This is a genomic window from Polaribacter sp. Asnod1-A03 (genome assembly GCF_045063585.1).
Lineage (GTDB): Bacteria > Bacteroidota > Bacteroidia > Flavobacteriales > Flavobacteriaceae > Polaribacter.
Map to the genome: position 1 here is coordinate 1703802 of NZ_JBEFOE010000009.1, position 14879 is coordinate 1718680.

A 14879-nucleotide genomic window follows, 5' to 3' on the forward strand; every position below is an offset into this window, starting at 1 on the left:
TTATATTATGGAGATGCAACAATTTTATTACGATAATAAAATCGTTAAAAAGTTTATTTACGCCACCTTACTTTGGGGAATAGTTGGGTTTTCTGTAGGTTTACTTTTAGCTTTTATGTTTTTGTTCCCTAATCTTACCGACGGTATTTCGTGGTTAAGTTTTGGGCGTTTAAGACCATTACACACCAATGCAGTTATTTTTGCCTTTGTTGGTAACGCAATTTTTGCAGGTGTTTATTATTCGTTACAAAGATTGTTAAAAGCAAGAATGGCAAGTAACTTTTTAAGTAATTTTAATTTTTGGGGTTGGCAATTAATTATTGTTGCAGCAGCAATTACACTGCCTTTAGGATATACATCATCTAAAGAATATGCAGAATTAGAGTGGCCAATAGATATTGCCATTGCTTTAGTTTGGGTTGCTTTTGGTGTAAACATGATTTGGACAATATTACAAAGAAGACAACGCCATTTATATGTAGCAATTTGGTTTTACTTAGGGACCTTTGTTACTGTTGCGGTGCTTCATATCTTTAATAGTTTAGAGTTACCAGTTAGTTTCTTAAAATCATATTCTGTATACGCAGGTGTACAAGATGCTTTGGTACAATGGTGGTACGGACATAATGCCGTTGCATTTTTCTTGACAACTCCGTTTTTAGGTTTGATGTATTATTTTGTGCCAAAAGCAGCAAACAGACCAGTTTATTCTTATCGATTATCAATTGTACACTTTTGGTCTTTAATCTTTATTTACATCTGGGCAGGACCGCATCACTTATTATATACAGCATTGCCAGAATGGGCTCAGAATTTAGGAGTTGCATTTTCTGTAATGTTAATTGCACCTTCTTGGGGAGGAATGATAAACGGATTGTTAACACTAAGAGGTGCATGGGATAAAGTTAGAACAGATCCTGTTTTAAAATTTATGGTTGTTGCAATTACTGGTTATGGTATGGCAACTTTTGAAGGACCAATGTTATCACTTAAAAATGTAAACGCAATTGCACATTTTTCTGATTGGATTATTGCACACGTACACGTTGGTGCATTAGCATGGAATGGTTTTTTAACTTTTGGTATGTTGTATTGGTTAATACCAAGAATGTTTAAAACAAAATTATATTCTACAGGTTTGGCTAATTTCCATTTCTGGATTGGTACTTTGGGTATTATCATGTATACATTACCAATGTATGTAGCAGGTTTTGTACAAGCTTCTATGTGGAAACAATTTAACCCAGACGGATCTTTAACTTATGGTAATTTCTTAGAAACGGTAAATGAAATTATACCAATGTATTGGATGCGTGCAATTGGAGGAAGCTTATTTATTTTAGGAGCAATTGTAATGTTGTACAACGTTGTAAGAACTGTAAGATCTGGTAGCGATGTTACTGATGAATTGGCAGAAGCACCAGCTTTAACAAAAGTTTCTAAATACAGAACAAAAGGAGAAGGTTACCATACTTGGTTAGAAAGAAAACCTATTAAATTAACAATATATGCAACTATTGCCATTTTAATTGGTGGTGTTGTACAAATTATACCAACATTATTGGTAGAATCTAATATTCCTACAATTAGTAGCGTAAAACCTTATACACCGTTAGAGTTAGAAGGTAGAGATTTATATATAAGAGAAGGTTGTGTTGGTTGTCACTCTCAAATGGTAAGACCTTTTAGAAGTGAAGTAGAACGCTACGGAGAATATTCTAAAGCTGGTGAATATGTGTATGATCATCCATTTTTATGGGGATCTAAACGTACAGGTCCAGATTTACATAGAGTTGGTCAAAAATATAACGACAGTTGGCACTTAAATCATATGTACGATCCTCAAAGTACATCACCAGGTTCTATTATGCCTTCATATAAATGGTTGGTTAGAAATGAACTTGATAAGTCTGATACAGAAGCTAAAATGGAAGCAATGGTAACTTTAGGAGTTCCTTATACAGAAGAAGAAATTGACAATGCGCAAGAATTAATGTTAGCACAGGGAACAACAATTGAAGAGAATCTTTATGCAGATCCTGATTTTGCAAAAAGTTATGAAGCTGATAAAAAATATGCAGAAGAAAATGGCGAGCCTTTTGTAGAAATGAAAAATAGAGAAATTGTTGCATTGATAGCTTACATACAAAGATTAGGTACAGATATTAAAGTAAAAGACGAACAAAAAACCGCTAAAAAATAAGAGTTATGTTAAAATTTGTAAAAAATCATATGGAGAGTATTACGGGTATAGAAATTTATCCGATGATATCATTAGTTATATTCTTTACTTTTTTTGTAGCCTTGTTTTGGTGGGTTGTTACAGCTAAAAAAGAATATATAAATAAGGTAAGTAATTTACCATTAGATAATTAAAATCGAATATAAAATGAAAAAATATTTTAAATCTACGGTATATATCATTTTTGTAATAGTTACTTTTTTAGCGCTTGCAAAGTCGTTTATGGTGTACGAAAACCCATTTAGTGTTTATGAAAACCCTTTGGTTTGGCTTGCACTTATTGGTTTTGTCATTGTAGTTGTTTTAAAAGAAATGGTAAATGTAATTGCCATAACTAAAGCAAAAGAACTGCAAAATGAAAAGTTAGGAATTGTACCAGAAGAAAGCGATGCATGGATTAAAAAACTTATTGCTTCTTGGACCAAAGCAAAAGCCGTAGAAGATGAAGAGGAAATTGTTTTAGATCATAATTATGATGGTATTAAAGAGTTAGATAATACTTTGCCTCCTTGGTGGGTGTATATGTTTTATGCAACAATCATATTTGCGGTTGTTTATTTAGTTCGTTTTGAGGTTGTTGGTGATGATAATCAAATTGTAGAATATAATAAAGCTGTTGCAGAAGCTAAAGTTGCTTTAAATAAATATAAAGCAACTGCACCAGATTTAATTACTGCAGATAATGTGGAACTTTTAACAGATGCTAAAGATTTAGGTAGAGGTAAAGCTATTTTTAAATTGAACTGTGCTTCTTGTCATTTAGAAGATGGAGGCGGACAAATAGGTCCAAATTTAACAGATGAATATTGGATTTTAGGCGGAGGAATAAAAAATGTTTTTACAACTATTTCTAATGGAGGTAGAGATGGTAAAGGTATGATTGCTTGGAATAAAACTTTAAAAGCTGCCGATATGGCTAAAGTTGCAAGTTATGTGCTTTCCTTGCAAGGAACTACACCAGCAAACCCAAAAGCTCCGCAAGGAGAAAAATGGATTATTGAAACTGAAGTAACAGAAGTAGAAGAAGCTACTAACTAGTTAAATTAATATGGAAACACCCAAAAACGAACAATTTAGAGACAGTATCGGTACTATAGATAAAGCCGGTAAACGTTCTTGGGTTTTTCCAAAGAAACCAAGTGGTAAGTTCTACAAATACAGAAGTTATGTAAGTTACTTTTTATTGATATTTCTTTTATCAGCTCCGTTTATAAAAATTAATGGAAATCAATTTTTATTGTTTAATGTTTTAGAGCGTAAGTTTAATATTTTCGGATTTCCGTTTTGGCCACAAGATTTTCATTTGTTAGTAATTTCAATGATAATAGGAGTAGTATTTGTAATATTATTTACAGTAGTTTTTGGTCGTATTTTTTGCGGATGGATTTGTCCACAAACTATTTTTTTAGAAATGGTTTTCAGAAAAATAGAATATTGGATAGATGGAGACAGAGGGAAACAAATTCGGTTAGATAAACAACCTTGGAATGCAGAAAAGATAAGAAAACGACTTTTAAAATGGTTTATTTTCTTTGTAATTTCTTTTATAATTGCCAATGTTTTTTTAGCTTATTTAATAGGTGGAGATACGTTAATTAGCTACATCACTGGCAATCCTTTAGATAATGTAAGTACCTTAATTTCATTATTAATTTTTACAGGTATTTTCTATTTTATCTTTGCTTGGTTTAGAGAACAAGTTTGCATTATTGCTTGTCCTTACGGTAGGTTACAAGGTGTTTTATTAGATAATAAAACAATAAATGTTGCTTACGATTATAAACGAGGAGAAGGAGAGAAAGGAAGAGCTAAATTTAGAAAGAATGAAGATAGAGCAGCATCAGGAAAAGGTGATTGTATAGATTGTAAACAATGTGTAGTTGTTTGCCCAACAAATATTGATATTAGAAACGGTACGCAATTAGAGTGTGTAAATTGTACTGCTTGTATAGACGAATGCGACCATATGATGGAAAGTGTAGGTTTGCCAAAAGGGTTGATTAGATATGCAAGTGAAGATAATATTGCAAAAAAGAACCCTTTTAAATTAACCGCAAGAATAAAAGGGTATTCAGCAGTTTTATTTATTTTAATTGGTGTTTTGGTGGGTATGTTGTTTTTAAGAAATGATGTTGAAGCTACAATTTTAAGATTGCCAGGGCAATTGTATCAACATAAAGAAAACAATATTATAAGTAATGTGTATACTTTTAAAGTGATTAATAAAACTACAAAAGATATCAATAATGTCAACTATAAAATCTTATCCCATAAAGGAACCATCAAGTTAGTTTCCGATCATGATTTTGTAGTACCAAAACAAGGTTTGGCAGAAGGAACATTATTTATTGAGTTAAATGCGTCGGCATTAAAAAATGATAAAGAAAAATTAGAAATAGGTGTTTTTAGTGGTGATACACTTATAGAAACAACAATAACAAACTTTTTAGGACCAAGAAGTTATAAATAAAAAAGTATGAAATTTAATTGGGGAACAGGAATTGTAATTGCTATTATTGGTTTTATCAGCTTTATTATGTATTTCGTAATTACAATGAGTACGGATAAAAATTATAGTCACGATTTGGTAACGGATAAATATTATCAACAAGAATTAGTATATCAAAATCAAATAGATGCTACTAAAAATGCATCAAATCTAGAAGAAAAAGTAACCTTACTTAAAGTAAAAGAAGGTTTAAAAATAAAATTTCCATCAAATTTTGATACTAAAGAAATTAATGGAAAAGTGTTCCTATATAGACCATCTAATAAACAATTAGATTTTGAAATGCCAATTTCAATCTCTAATACATATTTGCTCGTGCCTGAGAAACGTTTGTTAGGTGGTCGTTGGAACATTTCTGTTTCTTGGAGCTATAAAGGTAAAGATTATTTATTTAAAGAAGAGTTGAATTTGTAATGTTTCTATCTGCAATTATATTTGGTTTATTAGGGAGCTTTCATTGTGTTGGCATGTGTGGGCCTATAGCTTTTATGTTACCAATTGATAGAAAAAATACTGTTAAAGGATTTTTTCAAATTTTAAGTTACCATTTAGGTAGATTGTTAACTTATAGTTTAATCGGTTTATTATTTGGCTTTTTGGGTAAAGGTTTTTATTTTTTCGGTTTTCAACAACAATTATCTATTATAGTTGGTGTTACTATGATATTTATAATTCTTTTCCCGAAATTATTTGCTAAAATAAATGGATCAAAAAAAATAAGTAAACTTATCTTTAAAGTAAAAAATGCTTTAGGAAAAGAATTAAAAAGTAAAAAAAATGATACATTTTTTACTATAGGATTTTTAAACGGGTTTTTACCTTGTGGATTAGTTTATATGGCTGTTTTTGGTGCTTTAACAACTACCAATGCCCTATTTGGTAGTATGTACATGTTTTTGTTTGGTCTAGGCACAATACCGTTAATGACATCTGTAGTCTATTTAGGTAATTTTACTAAAGGTGCAGTTAGAAATAAAATACAAAAAGCAATACCTGTTGTAGTTGTATTTATAGGAGTCTTATTTGTGTTGAGAGGTTTAGGTTTAGGCATCCCTTATATATCACCCGAACCTGTCTTAAACTTAGTTAACGCAAATAATTCTTGTCATTAATATTACTTTATTAAAATTTTATTATAATAATAGTAGTTTTTTGTTGTTAAATATTTTAGTGCAAAAGTATTTATGTAAAAAATATTATATATTTGATAACTTATAAATAAACTAGTTTTAATGAAGTTAAATTACCTGCAATATTGCATTTTTTGTGTATTATTTTTTTCTTTAAACACTTTTTCTCAAGAAACATTACCTATATATCAAGATTATTTGTCTGATAATGTATACTTAATACACCCTTCTGCAGCTGGTATTGGTAACTCTGGTAAATTAAGGTTTACAGCAAGACAACAATGGTCTGGTATACCAGATGCGCCAACTTTACAAACTATAAGTTTAAACTCTAGATTTGGAGAAGAAACTAATGCAGCGTATGGTTTAATTTTATTTAATGATAAAAATGGATATCATTCACAAAAAGGAATTCAAGGTACATATGCTTATCATTTACCATTGAATGATAATGGACATTATTTTGAGCAACTTTCATTTGGGTTGTCTTTTACTTTTATTCAAAATCAATCAGACCAAACAGCTTTTGGTAATGATGATGTAGCAGCAATTATTCAAAACACTAGTTACTATAATGCAGATTTTAGTGCTGCTTATCACAAAGGCGGATTCTCGTCTTACTTTACGGTTAAAAATTTATTACAGACCAATAAAAATAATTTAAACGTTCTAGAGCCTTTAGACTTAAAAAATTATGTGTTTGCTGCTGGATATTATCACGACAGTTATTTTGTACAATTAGAACCTTCTTTTATGCTTCAATATAAAGAAAGTATTGGGCAAACAATAGCAGATTTTAATATAAAAATGTACAAAACATTCTCTAACACTCAGGCTTGGGTTGCTTTATCTTATAGAAGAAGTTTTGATAGCGCAGATGGTGTAAATAATTCTAAATTTATATCACCAATAATTGGTTTAAATTATAAAAAGTTAATGTTTTCTTATACTTATACAAATCAGTTAGATGACGTTGTTTTATCTAATACTGGGTTTCATCAAATAGGTTTAGGTATTAATTTATGGACTAGAGAAAAAAACTGGAGAAGTATACCAAATATTAATAATTCTTTTATTGGTTATTAAAAGTCCTTTTCTAATATAGTTATATTCTTTTGGAGTTTATTATCAGTAAACATCTCAATTACTTCTTTGTTTGTGTTTATAAAAAATTGATGAGAACTTGTTTCTAAAGAAGAGTTAATTAATGAGTTTTTTTCTAAGATAGCTTTTGTTTGTTTAGCAACTGCTCGTCCAGAATCTATAATTTGAATTTGATTACCTACAATTTCTTTAATTTGAGGAATTAAGTAAGGGTAATGGGTACAGCCTAAAACTAAGCAATCAACGTTCTCTTTCATTAAAGGTGATATATAACTTAATAATAAAGATTTCATCTCTTTAGAGTTTATTTTTTTAGACTCTATAAGTTCAACTAAACCTTTACCAATAATTTCTTTAATAATAATCTCTTTATTTAAAGTATTAGAGGTTTTTTCGAATAATTCACTATTTAATGTGCCTTTAGTAGCCAATATACCTATGGTATTTGTCTTTGTGTTTAGAGCAGCAAGTTTTATAGCTGGTTCTATTCCTATAAAAGGCACGTCAAATTTATTTCTTAAAATTTTAATAGCGTTTGTAGTAGCTGTATTACAGGCAACAACTATTAATTTACATTTTTTTTGTAGAAGTAATTCTGTATTTTTAATCGATAAATTAATGATGTCTTCTTTACTTTTTTCTCCATAAGGAGCATTTTTACTGTCAGCAAGATAAATAGTATTCTCTAAAGGTAGAAGTGCGTTAATTTCTTTCCAAATGGATGTGCCTCCAATTCCGGAATCAAAAACACCAATAGGAAAACTGTTAGATTTTATCATTTTCTAAAAATAAAAAAACCTACTGAATTCAGTAGGTTTCATTTATAAATATTTAAGTAGTTTTTTAGAATCCTAATTTTGCTTTTACAGCAGGATATAAATCTTCTCCTTTTTTAACTAATAACCCTTTACCATTAGTAGCGTCTAATACGTAAAGAATGCTTTTAGCGGCAGCAACTTCTTCTACTGCTTTTTGAGCTTTTTCTATAATAGGTAACAATCCTTCTTGTTGTTTTTTCTGCATATCTTGGTAAGCTAATCTTCTTGCTTGTTCTAATTTAGCAGCTTCACCTTGTAATTCTTGTACTCTTTGATCGTTAGTCTCGTTTGTTTGAGTTTTAGATTCCGCAACGTATTTCTTTTGAGTAGACTCAATTTTCTTTTCCATTCCTGTAATCTCATCTTGATAAGTTTTACCAAGTTTTTCAATGTCAGATTTTAAAGTTTTTGTTTCTGGCATCTCAGCTACTAATTTTTCAAAGTCTATATGACCTATTTTTTGTGCATTTGTAAATCCACTTACACCTAAAGTAAATACAGCAATTAATAGTAACGTTTTTAAATTTTTCATTATTGTTTTGATTTAATTATTGTTCTTGTTCTTGTTCTTGTTCTTGTTCTTGTTCTTGTTCTTGTTCTTCCTTCTCTTTCTTTAAAGCTTCTTTCTTTTCGCGTAATAATTTTCTTTTTTCTTCTCTTTGTTTTGCTATGGCTTCTCTTTTTTCTGCTATTAATTTCTTTTTAGCTTCTATATCTGCAAGCTTTTTAGCTTGTGCAGCCTCTTTTTTAGCAATTTGCTCTTTTTGCTTTTCTGTTAACTCTTTAGGAGTATTTTGCTTCTCTTTCCTTTGCTTGTTTTTTGTGTCTATTAAACGTGTTCTGTCTATAGTTGCTAAAACAAGGTCGCTAATATCGTATTTTTTATTTGAATATAGCATAACCAAGTCACTAGATTTATCAAATACAAAATCATACTTTTTTCTGGTAGCAATACTTTGTATGGCATTGTAAACTTGGTCTTGTATAGGTTTTACTAGTTGCTTTCTAACAGAAAACATGTCTCCATTAGGACCAAAGTATAAAGATTCTGATTTTCTTAATTGTGCTTGTTTAATAAAAATTTCTTCTTCTTTTTCTTCAATTAAGTCTTTTGTAAGTATAGCCTTTTCGTTAGCTAGATCTGTTTTTAAAATTTCAATTTCTCTTGCTTGTTGGTCTAATTTTGTTCTCCATTTTACAGTTTTGGCATCTAGAGTATTTTGAGCTTCAATATATTCTGGTACATTTTCTAAAATATACTCCATATCTATGTAAGCAATTATTTGATCTCTTTGTGACCAAGAAATACTTACGCTAAGCAAAAGAACAATTAATAAAAATATTTTTTTCATTTGTATAATGTATTTAGAAAAAACCGTGCCAAAAAAACTTTTTCTTTACAAAATTACAGTTTTCTTAGAATTGTCTTCCAATAATAAAATGTGTTTGCCAACCAGATTTTTCACTTTCTCCAGGTAAAGGATCAAAACCATGAGCAAAGTCAATACCCAATAATCCAAATGCTGGCATAAATATTCTAACACCTAATCCTGCTGAACGTTTCAATTCAAACGGATTAAAACTATTAAAATTGTCATAAGAATTACCTGCTTCTAAGAAACCTAAGGTATATATCGAAGCAGATGGAGAGTCTGTTATAGAATATCTTAATTCTAATTGAAACTTGTTGTAGATAGTTCCACCATAAGAAGATGAAAGTCCACTGTTTTCATAACCTCTTAAACCAATAGTTTCTCTACCATCCAATTGATAAGAAGCAATACCATCTCCACCAACATAGTAACGTTCTACAGGTGTTGGTCCTAAATCATCATTATAAAACCCTAAATAACCCATTTCTGCATTAGACATTAGTACTAATTTATCTGTAAATGATGTATACCATTTTGCCTTAAAGTTAAATTTATAATACTCTAACCATTTATATTTTTCATTATCATCTAAATCACTATCTGTGTAATCAGTATCACTAAGTAAAGAATAAGGAAAAGTTGCTTTTGCTCCAATTGTAAATTCTGAACCATAAGTAGGGAATATTAAACTTGGTCCTGCAGAATTTCTAGTTAAAGAAATATTGTAAGATAGGTTATTTAATGTACCATTGTTAAGGTTTATATCTGCTAAACCAAAACTATAATCATTAGACTTTAATGCTTGATAACTTATAGATTGAGATAATTGAAAATAATCATCTGGCCATTTTAAACGTTGTCCTAAACCTAAAGTAGCTCCAATAATAGATAAACTTTTACTTTTATCTACATCATAAGTTGTATAATCTAATGAGTATTGATTGGAAGAATATACAGAAAAAGATAAAGATTTTGGTTTTTTACCACCTAACCATGGCTCTGTAAAAGAAAAACTATAAGTACTATAAGTTCTACTTGTCTGTAGTCTTAAAGATAACGTTTGACCATCTCCCATAGGTAATGGTTTATATGCTTCTTTATTAAATATATTTTTAACAGAAAAGTTGTTAAAAGATAAACCTAAAGTACCAATAAAAGATCCACCACCATAACCACCTTGTAGTTCTATTTGGCTACCTCCTTTTTCTACTACGCTAAAATCGATATCTGCTGTTTTATTTTCATAATCAGGGATAACGTCTGGAGTTACGTTAGCGTCAAAGAAACCTAATTGACCAATCTCTCTAATAGATCTAATAATTGCACTTCTACTAAATAAATCACCTGGTTTTACTCTTAATTCTCTAAAAAGTACATGGTCATTTGTTTTTTCATTACCAGAAAGAGTAACCTTTCTAATACGAGCTTTTTCATCTTCTCTAATTCTAATTTCTACTGTAATAGAATCATTTAAAACTTTTGTTTCTACAGCGTTTACTTGAGAAAATAAGAAACCATTATCTTGGTATAATGTAGAGATATCTTGAGAGGTTGGTGTTCCGTCACCTTTAATACGTTCTTCTAAAACAGCTCCGTTATAAACATCTCCTTTTTCAATTTTTAAATATCTTTGAAGTTGTTCATCAGTATATTCTTTATTACCAATAAATAATATTTCAGAAAATCTATATTGTCTTCCTTCTTCTAAGTCTATATTAATATTAATAGTATTATCATCATTCCAAGAAATACCATCGTTAAGAATACGTGCATCTCTATAACCTAATCTACTATATTTATCTAAAATGCTTTCTAAATCTGTTTGATATTCTTCTTCAATAAACTTTGAAGCTTTCCAAAAACGACCTAGAAATTTTTCTTTGGTGTTTTTCATTGCCTTCTTTAACTTAGAGTCAGTAATAGCTGTATTACCTGTAAAAAGAATGTCTTTAACTTTTATTTTTTCTCCTTTATCAATAAAGATAGACATATCTACAGTGTTAATGTCAGAAGTGTCCTTTCTTACATCTAAACTTACTTTAGTTTTAAGAAAACCTTTATCGGTGTATTTTTTTGTGAAGTAATTTTTGGTAGTAACAATAAGGTTGTCTGTTACCTGAGCACCCGTTTTTAATTCGGCATCTTTAATAAGTTCTTTAGCTTTTCTTTTTTTGATACCATTAATTACAACTGTTTTTAGTTGAGGTAATTCTTGAACATCAAATTGAAGATAAATAGTATTACCATCTACTTTGGCTAAATAAACATCTACATCGCTAAACTGCTTACTTTCGTATAGTTTTTTTATGGCACTAGTAAGTTTATCTCCAGGTAATTTTATTAAAGCCCCGTTTCTTAAACCAGTAAAAACTCTAACAGTTTCTTCACTAAACTTCTTTAAACCAGTTACACTTATACCTCCTAAAATATATTCTTTGCCTTTCTGATAAGAAATATTGTCTGAAGATGTTGTGTCTTTTTTAATAGTTGGTATACTATCTTTACTTGTTTGTGCGTTAACATTAAAAGTAAAAAATAATGTTATCAGTACTACTGATGCAGAAAATAATTTCATATAAAACTTATTCTGTAATTTGTTCGCTTGTTTTTCCAAATCTTCGTTCTCTATTCTGGTATTCTATGATTGCATCATAATAATGCTCTTCTCTATAATCTGGCCAAAGGATATCTGTAAAATATAATTCAGCATATGCCATCTGCCATAATAAGTAATTACTAATGCGTTGCTCTCCACTAGTTCTTATCATTAAGTCAACATCGGGCAAATTAAACGTATATAAATGGTTATTTATAGTTTTTTCACTAATTTCTTCGATATTAACTTCTTTATTAACAACTTTTTTAGAAATGTTTTTAATTGCATTAACAATTTCTTCTCTAGAACCGTAGCTTAAAGCAAAGGTTAAGGTGATTTTTGTGTTGTTTTTTGTAGAATTAATTACGTCTTCTAATACTTTTTGGGCATTTTTAGGTAAGCTAGTAAGGTTACCAATGGCATTTACTTTAACATTTTTACGTTGAAATTCTGGTAATTCTTTTTTTAAAGTAGAAATTAATAAGCTCATTAAAGCATCTACTTCTAGTTTGGGTCTTTTCCAATTTTCTGTTGAAAAAGCATACATTGTTAAGAATTTTACACCTATTTCTGATGATGCATCTGCAACTTGTCTTATTGCGGTAAGTGCATTTCTATGACCAAAAATCCTATTCATTCCTTTACCTTTTGCCCATCTTCCATTACCATCCATAATAACGGCAACATGGTTTGGAACTCTTTGTAAATCAATGTTTAGTTTTTTATCCATATTTATATTCTATTAGAGTAACAGGCAGGTCTACCAAATGTGTAAATTAAAGAAACTCCTGTAAACATATACCAATCGTTACCTGTACCGTCTAACTCTATATTAGGTGTGTTATTAGTTGTAAAATCTAAATCATCTTCAAAAGTATATCTAAACTTTGCTTCAATGGCAAAAGCTAAATTACCAGCCAATTTAGATTTATAACCAAATCCGAAAGGTATAGCAAAGGATGTTTTATTGCCTGCTACAAGGTCTTCTGTGTCTGTGTGAGATTTTACATTGCTATAATTAAAACCAGCTAATTCTAACAATAAGTAAGGAGTCCATGTTTTGTCTTCAGAAGAAAGATCATATTCATAAAAATTTAACTCTATACCTAATGCTACTTCGTGTAAAGTATTTTTAAAACTATAACCCCTATCTGTTCTAAAACCGGTATCTGCATCTTCATCATTTCCTTCTATAGGTAAGTAATTATAAGTGGCTCTTAATGCTATTCTTGGGTTCCAGTTATATTTAAAAAATACAGCTCCTGCAGGTTTACTTGGATAGAAATAATAATTTCTTCCTATATCACCAACATAGTTTGTTCCTCCAAAAGATACACCTGCTTCATAAACTTGACCAAGTAGTATCGAAGAAAAATTTACAAAAACAAAAAATAAGATTGTGTTTTTCATCCTAAAAAATAGCGTGCAAATATAAGAATTTCAATTTGCTTTATAAAGTTAATATTCAGTCTTTTTTGAATAACAATTATTTTAGGCTATTATTGTTTGATTAATGTTAAAGATTGGTTTTGTTTCTAATATCTTCTCCCCAAAGTAATTTACTTCTAAGGGTTTTTATAAAAGATTGATTTTTTGGTAAAATACTTTTAATTGAAAAGTCTGTTTTTTCTATAAAAACTTTAGTGTCATTTGGCACAGTTGTAACTCTAGAATCTAATGATACTAAGTAACTTTTTTCTCTAGAATCTACTTTCAATTCTATTTTAGTATCATCAGAAATAACCATAGGTCTTGCATTTAAGTTATGCGGTGCAATAGGTGTAATTACTAAATTTTTAGAATCAGGTAAAATTACGGGTCCATTACAGCTTAAAGAATAACCGGTAGAACCTGTTGGTGTAGATATTATAAGACCATCTGCCCAATAATTGGTTAGATATTCTTTGTTTAAATAAGTTTTAACACCAATCATAGAAGTGGTGTTTTTCTTAGCAATAGTAACTTCATTTAGCGCAAAATTAAGATCTCCAAATTTATTAGTTTCTGGTTCTGTTCTAATAGATATAAGTGCTCTTTCTTGTGTGGTATATTCTCCATTTAAAACCAGGTTTATACTTTCTTCTATAACATCTTTAGCAACAATTGCCAAAAAGCCTAATCTACCAGTGTTTATGCCTAATATAGGAATGTCTAAATCTCTAATATGTGTTACAGAACGTAAAAATGTTCCGTCTCCACCAATGGTAAGCATTATATCAAAAGTGTTATCTAAATCGCTAAAACTACTAAATGAATTGTAAGAATTTTCTATAATTTTTTCTTGAATTAAAAGATTGTAAAAATCTTGTTCAATATAAAACTCAATATTATTTTTAGTTAAAACATCTAATAATGTCTTGATTTCTTTTTCTGATGTTACTGCGTAAGATTGACCGTATATAGCTGCTTTTTTCATTACATTTCTAGGTATTTTTGTAAATATTCAGATCTGTTTTTTAAGTCTTCTAAATAAATGTCGTTTTCATGCATAGATATAATTTTATAATCATATCTTCTAAAAGTTTGCATAATTTCGTTTATCTCATCAGAAATTATTTTTAATGTAACTTGAGTGATATCCGATTTTTTATCTGAAATATACAAACCTAATAGTGTAGCTCCGTTAGTTTCTATAATTTGTACAACCTCGCTCATAGAATAATCATCTTTAGATCTTTCTACAATAAGTGTTTCTCCTTCTTCAATCATAAAAGGACTAGTAGAAAAAACATCTAAAACATCACGTAAATCAAAATAACCGATATAGTCTTTATTTTGATTTAAAACAGGGATAATATTGGTGTCGTTATCAGCAAATATTTTTAATAATTCTAAAACCGTGGCTTTTTCATCAGCAAAAAAAGAATCTAGTAAATAAGAATATTCAACCAATTCATTGCCTTTGTTTTCTATAGTTTGGATGTCAACTTCTGCAAAAGAACCTAACAATTTGTCATTTTCTATAACCGGAAAATGAGTAATAGGGTAGTTCTTAAACACTTTTTGAGCCTTTTTTATAGTGTCTTTTAAACGTAGTGGTTTTATTTCTTTTAATATGTAGTCGTTAACATTCATGCCTTACGAATATAGGATAAAATGATTTAATA

General features: G+C 29.4%; 15 protein-coding genes. 7 read left to right on the plus strand and 8 right to left on the minus strand.

Annotated features, from left to right (window positions below):
* Positions 1-7: 7 nt before the first annotated feature.
* From ccoN to ACJJVY_RS07990, 7 genes are all read left to right on the plus strand, one after another.
* Complete coding sequence (ccoN, locus tag ACJJVY_RS07960) at positions 8-2203, plus strand: cytochrome-c oxidase, cbb3-type subunit I (protein WP_405606647.1); 2196 nt, start codon at positions 8-10, stop codon at positions 2201-2203.
* A gap of 5 nt (positions 2204-2208) precedes the next feature.
* Positions 2209-2376, plus strand: coding sequence for a CcoQ/FixQ family Cbb3-type cytochrome c oxidase assembly chaperone (locus ACJJVY_RS07965; protein ID WP_405606649.1), 168 nt, complete (start codon positions 2209-2211; stop codon positions 2374-2376).
* Positions 2377-2389: 13 nt separating this feature from the next.
* On the plus strand, positions 2390-3280 hold the full coding sequence (locus ACJJVY_RS07970; RefSeq protein WP_405606651.1) for a cbb3-type cytochrome c oxidase N-terminal domain-containing protein: 891 nt from the start codon (positions 2390-2392) through the stop codon (positions 3278-3280).
* A gap of 10 nt (positions 3281-3290) precedes the next feature.
* Positions 3291-4712, plus strand: a complete 1422-nt coding sequence (gene ccoG, locus ACJJVY_RS07975; protein WP_405606653.1) for a cytochrome c oxidase accessory protein CcoG — start codon at positions 3291-3293, stop codon at positions 4710-4712.
* Between the two features lie 6 nt (positions 4713-4718).
* Positions 4719-5165, plus strand: coding sequence for a FixH family protein (locus ACJJVY_RS07980; protein WP_405606655.1), 447 nt, complete (start codon positions 4719-4721; stop codon positions 5163-5165).
* A complete protein-coding gene (locus tag ACJJVY_RS07985; RefSeq protein ID WP_405606657.1) occupies positions 5165-5863 on the plus strand; it encodes a sulfite exporter TauE/SafE family protein in 699 nt (232 codons plus the stop codon). The genes ACJJVY_RS07980 and ACJJVY_RS07985 overlap by 1 nt, the downstream gene beginning before the upstream one ends.
* Positions 5864-5983: 120 nt before the next feature.
* Entirely contained in the window at positions 5984-6967 is a 984-nt protein-coding gene (locus ACJJVY_RS07990) for a type IX secretion system membrane protein PorP/SprF (RefSeq protein WP_405606659.1), read from the plus strand.
* Here the strand turns inward: ACJJVY_RS07990 and murI are convergent.
* The 8 genes from murI to ACJJVY_RS08030 all read right to left on the minus strand — a co-directional run bounded on the left by murI (position 6964) and on the right by ACJJVY_RS08030 (position 14847).
* Positions 6964-7764, minus strand: coding sequence for a glutamate racemase (gene murI / locus ACJJVY_RS07995; RefSeq protein ID WP_405606661.1), 801 nt, complete (start codon positions 7762-7764; stop codon positions 6964-6966). The two genes, ACJJVY_RS07990 and murI, sit on opposite strands and share 4 nt — an antisense overlap.
* Positions 7765-7828: 64 nt before the next feature.
* Positions 7829-8335 (minus strand): OmpH family outer membrane protein, encoded by a 507-nt coding sequence (locus ACJJVY_RS08000; protein WP_405606663.1) that lies wholly within the window; start codon positions 8333-8335, stop codon positions 7829-7831.
* Between the two features lie 16 nt (positions 8336-8351).
* The gene (locus tag ACJJVY_RS08005; RefSeq protein WP_405606665.1) at positions 8352-9155 is read right to left on the minus strand and encodes an OmpH family outer membrane protein; all 804 of its coding nucleotides are present in this window, start codon (positions 9153-9155) and stop codon (positions 8352-8354) included.
* Between the two features lie 64 nt (positions 9156-9219).
* Positions 9220-11751 (minus strand): outer membrane protein assembly factor BamA, encoded by a 2532-nt coding sequence (gene bamA / locus ACJJVY_RS08010; protein ID WP_405606667.1) that lies wholly within the window; start codon positions 11749-11751, stop codon positions 9220-9222.
* 7 nt (positions 11752-11758) lie between these two features.
* Complete coding sequence (locus ACJJVY_RS08015) at positions 11759-12502, minus strand: isoprenyl transferase (protein ID WP_405606669.1); 744 nt, start codon at positions 12500-12502, stop codon at positions 11759-11761.
* Between the two features lie 2 nt (positions 12503-12504).
* Positions 12505-13182, minus strand: coding sequence for a DUF6089 family protein (locus tag ACJJVY_RS08020; protein ID WP_405606671.1), 678 nt, complete (start codon positions 13180-13182; stop codon positions 12505-12507).
* A 106-nt stretch (positions 13183-13288) separates the two neighbouring features.
* Positions 13289-14188 carry an NAD kinase gene (locus ACJJVY_RS08025; protein WP_405606673.1) on the minus strand — a complete coding sequence of 300 codons (900 nt, stop codon included), beginning with the start codon at positions 14186-14188 and terminating at the stop codon, positions 13289-13291.
* Positions 14188-14847 carry a CBS domain-containing protein gene (locus tag ACJJVY_RS08030; protein ID WP_405606675.1) on the minus strand — a complete coding sequence of 220 codons (660 nt, stop codon included), beginning with the start codon at positions 14845-14847 and terminating at the stop codon, positions 14188-14190. Before ACJJVY_RS08030 ends, ACJJVY_RS08025 begins: the two co-directional genes overlap by 1 nt.
* Positions 14848-14879: the final 32 nt, after the last annotated feature.

Coding starts and splice junctions, on each gene's coding strand:
- ccoN (WP_405606647.1), top strand. CDS start 8: ATGGAGATGCAACAATTTTATTACGATAATAAAATCGTTAAAAAGTTT.
- ACJJVY_RS07985 (WP_405606657.1), top strand. CDS start 5,165: ATGTTTCTATCTGCAATTATATTTGGTTTATTAGGGAGCTTTCATTGT.
- bamA (WP_405606667.1), bottom strand. CDS start 11,751: ATGAAATTATTTTCTGCATCAGTAGTACTGATAACATTATTTTTTACT.
- ACJJVY_RS08000 (WP_405606663.1), bottom strand. CDS start 8,335: ATGAAAAATTTAAAAACGTTACTATTAATTGCTGTATTTACTTTAGGT.
- ccoG (WP_405606653.1), top strand. CDS start 3,291: ATGGAAACACCCAAAAACGAACAATTTAGAGACAGTATCGGTACTATA.
- ACJJVY_RS08030 (WP_405606675.1), bottom strand. CDS start 14,847: ATGAATGTTAACGACTACATATTAAAAGAAATAAAACCACTACGTTTA.
- ACJJVY_RS08015 (WP_405606669.1), bottom strand. CDS start 12,502: ATGGATAAAAAACTAAACATTGATTTACAAAGAGTTCCAAACCATGTT.
- ACJJVY_RS08005 (WP_405606665.1), bottom strand. CDS start 9,155: ATGAAAAAAATATTTTTATTAATTGTTCTTTTGCTTAGCGTAAGTATT.
- ACJJVY_RS07990 (WP_405606659.1), top strand. CDS start 5,984: ATGAAGTTAAATTACCTGCAATATTGCATTTTTTGTGTATTATTTTTT.
- ACJJVY_RS08025 (WP_405606673.1), bottom strand. CDS start 14,188: ATGAAAAAAGCAGCTATATACGGTCAATCTTACGCAGTAACATCAGAA.
- ACJJVY_RS07980 (WP_405606655.1), top strand. CDS start 4,719: ATGAAATTTAATTGGGGAACAGGAATTGTAATTGCTATTATTGGTTTT.
- ACJJVY_RS07970 (WP_405606651.1), top strand. CDS start 2,390: ATGAAAAAATATTTTAAATCTACGGTATATATCATTTTTGTAATAGTT.
- ACJJVY_RS08020 (WP_405606671.1), bottom strand. CDS start 13,182: ATGAAAAACACAATCTTATTTTTTGTTTTTGTAAATTTTTCTTCGATA.
- murI (WP_405606661.1), bottom strand. CDS start 7,764: ATGATAAAATCTAACAGTTTTCCTATTGGTGTTTTTGATTCCGGAATT.
- ACJJVY_RS07965 (WP_405606649.1), top strand. CDS start 2,209: ATGTTAAAATTTGTAAAAAATCATATGGAGAGTATTACGGGTATAGAA.